The organism is Pseudovibrio sp. Ad26, from assembly GCF_001623285.1.
In the GTDB taxonomy this organism is placed as follows: domain Bacteria; phylum Pseudomonadota; class Alphaproteobacteria; order Rhizobiales; family Stappiaceae; genus Pseudovibrio; species Pseudovibrio ascidiaceicola.
In genome coordinates, this window is sequence record NZ_LMCE01000127.1 from 18,246 (window position 1) to 27,419 (window position 9,174).

Consider the following 9,174-nt stretch of genomic DNA (forward strand, 5'->3'; position numbering starts at 1 on the left):
ATGGACTGGAGCTATGGGATTATCTCGGCGGGCATATGCGGAGCATCGCAAAGTTTTGGGGTTGCCCGGCGCCACCGATATGGCCGTTCGCAAGGCGATCCAATCGGGCAGGATCACTGTTGAAGCAGATGGTAGCATTGATCCGGCCAAAGCGGATGCGCAGTGGGCATCGTCAACAGATAGCTCCAAGCGACGTTCACGTAAGCACACTAAGCCCGACCAGTCTGGATCAGTCGAAACAAGATCTTCAGTAACTCCACCACTTGCTGATAGCCCAGACCAGCTAAGCGCCTCCCAGGGCATTACCTATGCCAAGGCCCGAGCTGCCAACGAAGCGTTGAAAGCACAGCGCTCCAAGTTGCTCCTACAGCAACTGAAGGGCGAGCTTATCGATCGCCAGGCGGCGGTGAACCATGTGTTTGATCTAGCACGTAAAGAGCGAGACTCCTGGCTGCAGCTTCCAGCCCGTGTTGCCGCCAATATGGCAGCGGAGCTTGGCGTCGATGCTCATAAGATGGAACAGTTGCTTCATGAGGTCATTCGTGACCACTTAGCCCGGCTTTCCGAAATCAAGATAGAGCTCGGTGGGTGAGTATCAGGGCACAAGTGACATTCAAACCGCTTGGCTTTCGGGACTAGCCCCGGATCCGGCGCTTACGGTTACGCAGTGGGCTGATGCCAAACGCTATCTGTCCTCAAAGGGCGCAGCTGAGCCCGGCAAGTATGCAAGTTCACGCACACCGTTCATGCGCGCCATTATGGATGCGCTCTCGCCAAGTCACTGGGCTCAGAAGATCATCTTTGCCAAATCTGCTCAGGTTGGCGCGACGGAGGCCGGCATCAACTGGATCGGGCACACCATGGAGGTGGCGCCCGCTCCGTTTTTAGCCGTGCAAGCCAATGAGACCACTGCCAAGCGGTTCTCACGCCAGCGGGTCGACCCGATGATTGAGGCAACGCCAACCATTCGCGAGATTGTGGCCCCAGCCAAATCACGAGACAGCGGCAACACCCAGTTGGAAAAAAGCTATCCTGGCGGGCATCTCTTTATTGCTGGAGGTAATTCCGCAGCGGGCCTTAGGTCCATGCCAATCCGCTATGTGCACCTAGATGAAGTGGATGCATACAAGGATGACTTGGACGAGGAAGGCGATCCGGTCACATTGGCTGAAGCACGCACCCACACGTTTGGCCGGCGCAAGAAGATCTACATCTCGTCCACGCCAACCATCAAGGGGGCCTCGCGTATCGAAGCAGAGTTCGAGCTGAGTGATCAGAACCGCTACTTCGTGCCCTGCCCTCATTGTCTGGGCTTACAGGTTCTAAAATTCGAACGCCTCAAATGGGATTGGGGTAGTCCGCGTTCAGTTTGTTATCTGTGTGAGCATTGCGACCAACCAATCGAAGAACGCTTTAAGACTTGGATGATGGATCCTGCAAACGGTGCCTGCTGGCAGCCAACGGCGGATCCAGAACTCATTCGCAAGGCCCATGAGGCTGGTATTGTCGGGTTTCACATCTCGGGTCTTTATTCTCCTATTGGTTGGCTCTCCTGGGAGGCGATTGCCCGCTCCTGGGAAGCTGCGCAAGGTAAGGATGCGCTTCTCAAGGCGTTCAAGAACACCACCCTTGGCGAGACTTGGGAAGAACAAGGCGAAGCACCGGACTGGCAAAAGCTTTATGAGCGCCGCGAGACCTTCAAACTTGGCACTGTCCCACATGGCGGCTTGGTGCTTACCATGGGCGTTGATGTTCAGCGAACCGGGCGATTAGAGGCAGACATTTGGGCTTGGGGCAGAGGTAGTGAGAGCTGGTTGGTTGATCACATCACGCTGGATGGCGATGTCACCAGGGACGATGTGTGGGATGAGCTCACCGAGCTTTGCGCCAGTACCTGGCCTCATGAGAGCGGTTTGCCTATGTCTCTTGCCCGTGTGGGCATTGATACCGGTGACGGTATGACGGTGGATTCCGTTTATGCCTGGGTGCGCAAGATGGGGCGTGGTCAGGTGATCGCCTTGAAGGGCCGTGGCGGGTTTGATCGCATCGCGCCCGTTGATGGGCCAAGCTATGTGGATGTAACTGAGGGCGGGCGCAAAATCTCCCGTGGTGTTGCTCTTTGGAATGTGGCGGTTTCTGTCTTCAAGTTAGAGACCTATCGCTATTTCCGCTTGAATGTGCCCACCGACGAAGACCTTGCTCTTGGCAAAACCCATCCGGCAGGCTTTATCCACGTGGGTCAGGGCGTAAGTGCTGAATGGTTCAAGCAGATCACCGCCGAGCAGTTGGTTCAACGCAAAAACAAGCGCACTGGGTTTGCCAAATCAGAATGGGTCAAAACCCGAGAACGCAACGAGGCCCTTGATTGCCGCGTCTATGCCCGCGCGGTTGCCTGGCTTCTTGGTATCGATCGCTGGGATGAGAGCCGTTGGCAGGATCTGGAAGCTCAGCTAAGGCAAGCTCAGCAATCTGCCCCAGAACCAGCAGGCCAACCGCGACGGCAGAAGCGATCCCGCAAGATCAAACAGAACACCTGGTTCGGCAAACAACAGAGGAACTGGTTTAAATGAGCTGGACATCGGCAGAGCTTGCAGCCTTGAAGAAAGCCTATGCAGCCGGTGCCACCCGTGTGTCTTATGAAGGTAAAACGGTTGAGTATGACAGCGGTGCCCAGCTGCTTGCCCGCATTCGCATCATTGATGCGGAAATTACCGCGATAAGTGGCAAGAAGAAACCGCTGGCAGGATTTGTCCTGTTCACCAGGGAGATCCGATGAGAACGAAGGCAGTGAATGTTCCTTTCACCTGGAGTGATCGGGCGCTGGCTCTGTATTCACCAACGCGCGCGGCAAAGCGTTATGCCAGCCGCGCCACCCTTGCCAATCTGCGCCGGCTTTATGAAGGCGCTCAAAAAGGACGCTTAAGCGACGGCTGGCGTTCCAGCAACACGGCTGCGGATAGTGAGATCGCAGGAGCATGCGGTCTTCTGCGAGACCGCATGCGTGATCTGGTGCGTAACAATCCGCTGGCAGCGCAAGCAGTTCAGGTGCTCGTCAACAATATTGTTGGCCCCGGCATCCGGCCACGGGCGGCGACACCCAACAAGGCGCGCAACAAGAAGATCGACAGGCTCTGGAACGAATGGTCCAGAGCCTGCGATGCTCATGGCCATACAGACTTTCATGGTCTCCTCAGTCTAGCCGTGCGTGAGATGATTGAGGGCGGTGAGGTCTTTGCGCTCAAGCGCCCTCAGCGTAGCTCCAAAGGCAAAGTTCCGTTGCGAATTGAGCTTCGCGAGGCCGATCATCTGGACACGTCTCGCCTAAGCGAAGCCAAAGACAACTCCATCCGTCAGGGCATTGAATACGATAATTCCGGCAGACGGACTGCTTACTGGATGTTTCCAGATCATCCGGGCGACACCACCTCAGCCTTTACCCGCCGCTTGGAATCCGTTCGCATACCCGCAGATATGGTCGCCCATCTGTTTGAGCGCCAGCGGGTGCAATCGCGTGGCGTGCCCTGGGGAACGCCCGCCATGACAGCGCTGCGGGATCTGGGCGACTGGCAGCTTGCTGAAATGGTGCGCAAGAAAACCGAAGCCTGTCTCGTTGGCGTGGTGCTGGGCGAAGACAGTGATGGCGGGGCCTCTGTTGCGCCCACGGTTGAAGATGCTGACGGCAACCAGATCGAACAGTTCTCTCCCGGCATGATCGCCTATGCGCGGAGTGGGAAAGACATTCGTTTTAACACGCCCGGTCATTCAGGCGGTATTGCAGAGTGGAACCGTGTGCAGATGCATATCATCGCCTCAGGTTTTCGGGTGCCTTATGCGCTGATGACGGGTGACCTCAGTCAGGCCAACTTCTCCTCCAACCGCGCTGGACTGAATGAGTTCCGCCGTATGGTCGATCAGGTACAATGGCACATCATTATCCCGATGTTCTGCGAGCGTATCTGGGCGTGGTTTATTGAAGCCGCTTTTACCGCGGGTCTTATCGACACGCTAGACGTTCCAGCCGAGTGGGCACCGCCCAAGTTCGAAAGCGTCAACCCCAAGCAGGATGCTGAAACCGATCTGATTGAAACCAGAGCAGGCTTTACCTCCCTGCCCCAGCAGATTGCCAAGCGCGGCTACGATCCGCGCGAGGTGGTGGAAGAACAAGCTGCCTTCCTCAATGAAACAGATGCCCTAGGTCTGGTCCTCGACAGTGATCCGCGCAAGGTCTCTCGTGCTGGCCTTGCACAAACAGACCCGCAAACAGATACCCCAAGCAGCACCGCGAAGGACTAAGCCTGATGCCAGAGCAAACATTCAACCTGCCGCTTTTGGGGCGGGCCGCAGAAGTGCGTGCCGAGAGCGTGGACCGTGAGGCACGTACCATCCAGATTGTCTGGACCACGGGCGCAACCGTGCAGCGCATGCGCTGGGAAGGTTGGGATGAGCTTGTTGAATATGATGAAGAGCTACAGGTTGATGAGCGATCCGTTCGCCTTGGCAGATTGGATGCTGGTGCTCCGTTCCTCAATTCCCACAATGCCTGGCGCTTAGAGAATGTGCTGGGCTCTGTAGTGCCAGGCTCCGTCCGATTGCAAGACGGCAAAGGCGTTGCCACCATCCGGCTCACCGATGCGCCAGATGCCTCCGGCATAATCCAGCGCATCATGGAAGGCACCGTGCGCAGTGTGTCTGTCGGCTACCGCGTTCACACCTATGAGATCACGGCGCAAGAAGGCAAGCGCGAACTCTGGCGGGCCACCGACTGGGAGCCTCTGGAAGTCTCAGCAGTCGCCATTCCAGCTGATCCGGGTGCGCAAACACGGGCCCGAGGAGAAATGCCCCACTCCTTCAGTCCTTGCACCCTTATTCGCAGTGTGCCGTTCTCCCCCTCGCCCAAGGAGGCATTGATGCCCGATACGCCCAAAGCCCCACCAGCAGAAGATAAGACAAGGACAAACCCTCCGAAAACACTAGAGCAAACAGCTTCGCCCTCAGTGCCCACGGAGGAAGCACCGAACGTTGAAACCGTGCGTGCAGAAGAGCGCACCCGCGTCAGCACCATCACTCAACTGTGCCGGCGTCATAAGCTGGATGAAAGCTATTCAGATGATCTGATCGCCCGTGGCGTATCGTTGGAGACCGCCCGATCAGAAATCCTCGACGAGATCTATGAGGCTGATCCGCTCAAAGGCAAAACCTCAGAACCAGTCCCAGCAGAAGCACGAGGACAAGACACTCGAGAGATCTCTTATCGCGATGCCCTCACTAATGCACTGCAACACCGCGCTTCGCCTGATCTCAACAAACTTGGTGAGGATGCTCGGCAGTTTCGTGGCATGACACTTTTGGAACTTGCCCGTCATTCTCTGGAGCGGCGCGGCTTCAGCACCCTTGGCATGAGTAAGATGGAGTTGGCCACTGCCGCCTTTGCCATGCGCTCTGCAGGTTATCACGCCACTTCTGACTTTCCGGCCATTCTTGCCAATGTGGCCGGCAAGACTTTGCGCGATGCTTATGACATCACCCCGCGCACCTTCCGCCCCTGGGCCCGGCGTACAACCATCGTTGACTTCAAACCCGTACAGCGCACGCAACTTGGCGGCGCGCCCGACTTACAAAAAGTGTTGGAATCTGGTGAATTCCAATACGGCACCATGGGCGAAGGCAAAGAAGTCTATGCACTGGCCACCTACGGCAAGATCATCGCTATCACTCGCCAGGCACTGATAAATGATGATCTGGATGCTTTTACCAGGATCCCGCGCTCTTTTGGTGCATCAGCTGCTGATCTGGAAAGCGACATTGTCTACGCTATCCTCAAGGACAATCCGGTGATGCAGGATGGGACTGCGTTGTTTCATGCAAAGCATAACAATCTGGGCGCTGCAGCCAGAATTGATGAAACGTCCCTCACCGCTGCCTACCGCGCCTTTGGCCTGCACAAGGGGCTTGAAGGGAGGCTGATCTCGGTGCAGCCACGCTACATCATCACACCGCCCGGCCCGCGGTCAGTCGAAGCACGCAAGCAGATCACGGCCACCACACCGGCCAACACCGCGGATGTGAATGCTTATGCTGGCCGCCTTGAACCCATAGAAGAACCGCGCCTGATCCCGGCATCAGGACAGGATCCCTGGTTCATGGCTGCGGATCCGGCTCGTATTGATACAGTGGAGTTTGCTTATCTGGAGGGCCAGGAAGGTGTCTTTACTGAAACCCGCACAGGCTTTGAGGTCGACGGCATTGAGATCAAGGCCAGGCATGACTTTGCCGCCAAGGCCATTGACCACCGCGGGCTCTATAAGAACCCTGGCGCAGCGGCGTAACGTACTGAAAGTTTGGGATATTTTTCTTTGCAATATCAGCAAGTTCAACATACGGAGGGTTCAGCATCAGAGCAGGCCTGTTCACCCTTGAGAGCTAGACTTCGTTCCAGAAAATCGATCAGCAAACTATGGTGTAGATTTTCTCCATCACTACCCGGCACGTGACCTTCTTCTGCGTAATAGTGAGCCTCTACAGGCAAACCGCTTTCCTCTCGACGAGTTTCCAGTCGGCGTGTCATTTCAGGCGACCAAGTGAGATCTTTAAGGCCAGCAGAAAGAAACAGAGGTTCAGGAAAAGCTTCAACTGGTATCGGTGTGGTCGGTAACAGATTGCTAGAATCACCATTCCAGCACCATGCACGACGCGCACAATCCCACACCTGCCAGCCGGGGTCACCGGCGTCCCGAAAGTGCTTTGCATCAAATGCTCCACACACAACGTCTGGCGCAGCAAGGCAAGCAACTGCGTCGGGTCGTCCATCTATCTCTTTTTGAGCCATAAGCGATGCGACGAGCAATGCATGCTCAGCCCCTCGTGAGACACCGTATAGTACGACCCGACCATCACATGCTTCAAACTCACGAAGAGCGTGAATGGCATCGACGGTGCGCGTTAGTTCGACATCTTCGATCGCCCCAGCATTCCACGCATTGCCACCAACAGAGTACCCGTGCGGGTATGAGAGGAAACCTGAAGCAGCAAGAATAGCTGCGGTTCGATGCGACCAGCCGGAACTGCTCCCCTCAGATCCATGTAGAATTAGTATCGCAGGAAACGGGCCATCATCGGGAGGGCCATAAGTTGTCCCAAATTCTGGCAACAATCTGCGAATAACAGCTAGCGCTGACATGGTCGGATACCTCTTGCAGTGTTTTACAACAACAGTCTCAGCTTGCCATACTCTTCGTGGGAGTAAAACCGCGATGCTGCCCTATTCCGAAACCCAGAGGTCATAGCCCATGAAGAACTTCATCTCTCAGGGAAATACACTTACGTTCACCAATGACACAGGCGCACCGATTAGCTCCGGTAGCGGCGCCTTACTCGGCACCATCTTCGGTGTTGCCGCGGGCGATATAGCGGAGAACGCAAGCGGTATACTGAACCTTGTGGGCACCTATGAGCTCGCCAAAGCCCCGTCGGAGGCGTGGAGCCTGGGCACCGCTGTCTATTGGGACAACACAGCCAAACACTGCACCAATGTTGCTACAGATAACACGCTTATCGGTGCAGCAATTGAAGCCGTTGGTGGTGGGGCCACCGATATTCTTGGCAAGGTACGGCTGAACGGCTCGTTTGGCTGATGGAGTTCTTCTCCTCAGCCATTGATCTGATCTTTGCAGATGACAGCATGGCCCGCACTGCGCTTTACCGCAGCCAAGGCGAAGGTGGTGGCCTGCTAGTTCGCGTTATCCTACGCTCCCCCGATGCCCTACAGCAGTTTAATGGCGGCAGGTTCCGCCAAGATGCCATGTTCATTGATGTGCGGGTAAGCGAAGTCCCTGAGCTATCCAAACACGATACCTTCGAGTTTTTAGCCGACGACGGAATCCCCTCAGGACAAATCTATGAGATCACTGGCGAGCCTGGCCGAGACCGCGAACGTCTTATCTGGCAAGGGGAAGCTGCCAGCTAATGAAGCTTCTCGTCAAGGTCAACGGTTCTCCAGAAGACCTGATGGTAAAGGAGCTGGAACTTGCTGAGAGTGCTGTCACCAAGGGCATTCGCACTGCTGGTAAGGGGCTCAAAGAAGATTGGCGCTCGCAAATCCAAAGTGCTGGCCTTGGCATCAATCTGGCACGCACCATCCGCCAGCAAAGCTATCCTTTGCGGGGCACAAGCCTTAAAGCGGCCAGCCTAGTTTATAGCCGCGCCAGCAAAGTGGTTGACGCCCATGATCGCGGTATTCTTATCCGCTCCAAAGACGGCTTCTTTCTTGCCATTCCCATTGGCCTTGCCGCCAACATGCGCGGGCCGCAAAACAAACGCATCACCCCTGGTGGTTTTGAACGGCGTACCGGCATTCGCCTGCGCTTTGTCTATCGGCGTGGACAGCCCTCGCTACTGGTCGCAGAGGATGCCCGCTTTACCAAACGCGGGCGCATTGGCAAGAAAGGTAGCCGGCGGCGTAAGGACGGTATCTTAACTGGCGCACAGACCATTCCGGTGTTTTTGCTGGTGCCTCAAATCAAGCTCAAGAAACGCCTGGATTTGAACCGAGATACTGAGCTCTGGGAAAGCCGTCTGCCCGGTCTGATTGTTGCCAACTGGAAGGATCAATGATGAACCCCAGCACCTCAGAACAAGTACTTATGGCTTTGTTTGAGATGCTGCAAAGCAACATACCAGAAGGCGTAAAACTTCTTCGCAACGAAGCTTATCCTGAGCGTATTCCTGCAGCAGGCATTTTGATCCTGCGCGATGGCGATCCGGGTGAGCCGGAAGTCACGCTGTCACCGCCCTCGTATCTTTATGAACACCGCGCCGAAGTGGATCTGCTGGTGGAAGCTAGAGAGGCTGAAGCGCGGGACGCCAACTTTGATACGCTGAAGCAAACAGTAGGTGCTGCCATTGCTTCTGACCGCAGTCTGGGAGGACTGTGCGACTACATGGAATCCGAAGCTCCAGCGCCCATTGACCTGGCTCTTGAGGGAACCGAAGCCATCAAAGCCGCAACCATCACCATCAAACTCATCTACGCCTCCTCCGATCCTCTTGCTTAGAAAGGACGACCCATGGCCCGTGCCCGAGGTGCCCGCTCTGTACTGGCAGCTGCCTTTGAAACAACCTATGGCACCGCTCCAGCTGCTGGATCTTATTGGAAGATGCCCTTTGCCAGTTCCAATC

The 9,174-nt window shown here is 55.9% G+C and carries 10 protein-coding genes; 9 read left to right on the forward strand and 1 reads right to left on the reverse strand.

The window, feature by feature from the left end:
• The first annotated feature begins 13 nt into the window (after nucleotides 1-13).
• Genes PsAD26_RS23450 through PsAD26_RS23470 form a run of 5 tightly spaced genes read left to right on the forward strand, consistent with a single transcriptional unit; the run spans nucleotide 14 to nucleotide 6,326 of the window.
• On the forward strand, nucleotides 14-592 hold the full coding sequence (locus PsAD26_RS23450) for a hypothetical protein (protein ID WP_084403812.1): 579 nt from the start codon (nucleotides 14-16) through the stop codon (nucleotides 590-592).
• Nucleotides 585-2,570, forward strand: coding sequence for a phage terminase large subunit family protein (locus PsAD26_RS23455; RefSeq protein WP_063312350.1), 1,986 nt, complete (start codon nucleotides 585-587; stop codon nucleotides 2,568-2,570). Before PsAD26_RS23450 ends, PsAD26_RS23455 begins: the two co-directional genes overlap by 8 nt.
• The gene (locus PsAD26_RS23460) at nucleotides 2,567-2,776 is read left to right on the forward strand and encodes a hypothetical protein (protein WP_063312351.1); all 210 of its coding nucleotides are present in this window, start codon (nucleotides 2,567-2,569) and stop codon (nucleotides 2,774-2,776) included. Before PsAD26_RS23455 ends, PsAD26_RS23460 begins: the two co-directional genes overlap by 4 nt.
• On the forward strand, nucleotides 2,773-4,293 hold the full coding sequence (locus PsAD26_RS23465; protein ID WP_063312352.1) for a phage portal protein: 1,521 nt from the start codon (nucleotides 2,773-2,775) through the stop codon (nucleotides 4,291-4,293). Before PsAD26_RS23460 ends, PsAD26_RS23465 begins: the two co-directional genes overlap by 4 nt.
• Nucleotides 4,294-4,298: 5 nt before the next feature.
• Nucleotides 4,299-6,326, forward strand: coding sequence for a prohead protease/major capsid protein fusion protein (locus PsAD26_RS23470; RefSeq protein ID WP_063312353.1), 2,028 nt, complete (start codon nucleotides 4,299-4,301; stop codon nucleotides 6,324-6,326).
• 44 nt (nucleotides 6,327-6,370) lie between these two features.
• Here PsAD26_RS23470 and PsAD26_RS23475 read toward each other — a convergent pair whose 3' ends face one another.
• Nucleotides 6,371-7,177 carry a thioesterase gene (locus PsAD26_RS23475; protein WP_063297195.1) on the reverse strand — a complete coding sequence of 269 codons (807 nt, stop codon included), beginning with the start codon at nucleotides 7,175-7,177 and terminating at the stop codon, nucleotides 6,371-6,373.
• Nucleotides 7,178-7,286: 109 nt separating this feature from the next.
• Here PsAD26_RS23475 and PsAD26_RS23480 point away from each other — a divergent pair, with 109 nt between their 5' ends.
• The 4 genes from PsAD26_RS23480 to PsAD26_RS23495 are packed head-to-tail and all read left to right on the forward strand — an operon-like array spanning nucleotide 7,287 to nucleotide 9,050.
• Nucleotides 7,287-7,631: a DUF2190 family protein gene (locus tag PsAD26_RS23480; protein ID WP_063297196.1), complete on the forward strand. Its 345-nt coding sequence runs from the start codon at nucleotides 7,287-7,289 to the stop codon at nucleotides 7,629-7,631.
• Entirely contained in the window at nucleotides 7,631-7,963 is a 333-nt protein-coding gene (locus tag PsAD26_RS23485) for a hypothetical protein (RefSeq protein WP_063312354.1), read from the forward strand. The genes PsAD26_RS23480 and PsAD26_RS23485 overlap by 1 nt, the downstream gene beginning before the upstream one ends.
• Nucleotides 7,963-8,610, forward strand: coding sequence for a DUF6441 family protein (locus PsAD26_RS23490; RefSeq protein WP_063312355.1), 648 nt, complete (start codon nucleotides 7,963-7,965; stop codon nucleotides 8,608-8,610). The genes PsAD26_RS23485 and PsAD26_RS23490 overlap by 1 nt, the downstream gene beginning before the upstream one ends.
• Nucleotides 8,607-9,050: a hypothetical protein gene (locus PsAD26_RS23495; RefSeq protein ID WP_208985826.1), complete on the forward strand. Its 444-nt coding sequence runs from the start codon at nucleotides 8,607-8,609 to the stop codon at nucleotides 9,048-9,050. The genes PsAD26_RS23490 and PsAD26_RS23495 overlap by 4 nt, the downstream gene beginning before the upstream one ends.
• Nucleotides 9,051-9,174 lie beyond the last annotated feature (124 nt).

What these genes read in the sequence shown, in the direction of transcription:
- PsAD26_RS23450 (WP_084403812.1), top strand. Translation starts at nt 14, where the DNA reads ATGGGATTATCTCGGCGGGCATATGCGGAGCATCGCAAAGTTTTGGGG.
- PsAD26_RS23460 (WP_063312351.1), top strand. Translation starts at nt 2,567, where the DNA reads ATGAGCTGGACATCGGCAGAGCTTGCAGCCTTGAAGAAAGCCTATGCA.
- PsAD26_RS23465 (WP_063312352.1), top strand. Translation starts at nt 2,773, where the DNA reads ATGAGAACGAAGGCAGTGAATGTTCCTTTCACCTGGAGTGATCGGGCG.
- PsAD26_RS23470 (WP_063312353.1), top strand. Translation starts at nt 4,299, where the DNA reads ATGCCAGAGCAAACATTCAACCTGCCGCTTTTGGGGCGGGCCGCAGAA.
- PsAD26_RS23475 (WP_063297195.1), bottom strand. Translation starts at nt 7,177, where the DNA reads ATGTCAGCGCTAGCTGTTATTCGCAGATTGTTGCCAGAATTTGGGACA.
- PsAD26_RS23480 (WP_063297196.1), top strand. Translation starts at nt 7,287, where the DNA reads ATGAAGAACTTCATCTCTCAGGGAAATACACTTACGTTCACCAATGAC.
- PsAD26_RS23485 (WP_063312354.1), top strand. Translation starts at nt 7,631, where the DNA reads ATGGAGTTCTTCTCCTCAGCCATTGATCTGATCTTTGCAGATGACAGC.
- PsAD26_RS23490 (WP_063312355.1), top strand. Translation starts at nt 7,963, where the DNA reads ATGAAGCTTCTCGTCAAGGTCAACGGTTCTCCAGAAGACCTGATGGTA.
- PsAD26_RS23495 (WP_208985826.1), top strand. Translation starts at nt 8,607, where the DNA reads ATGATGAACCCCAGCACCTCAGAACAAGTACTTATGGCTTTGTTTGAG.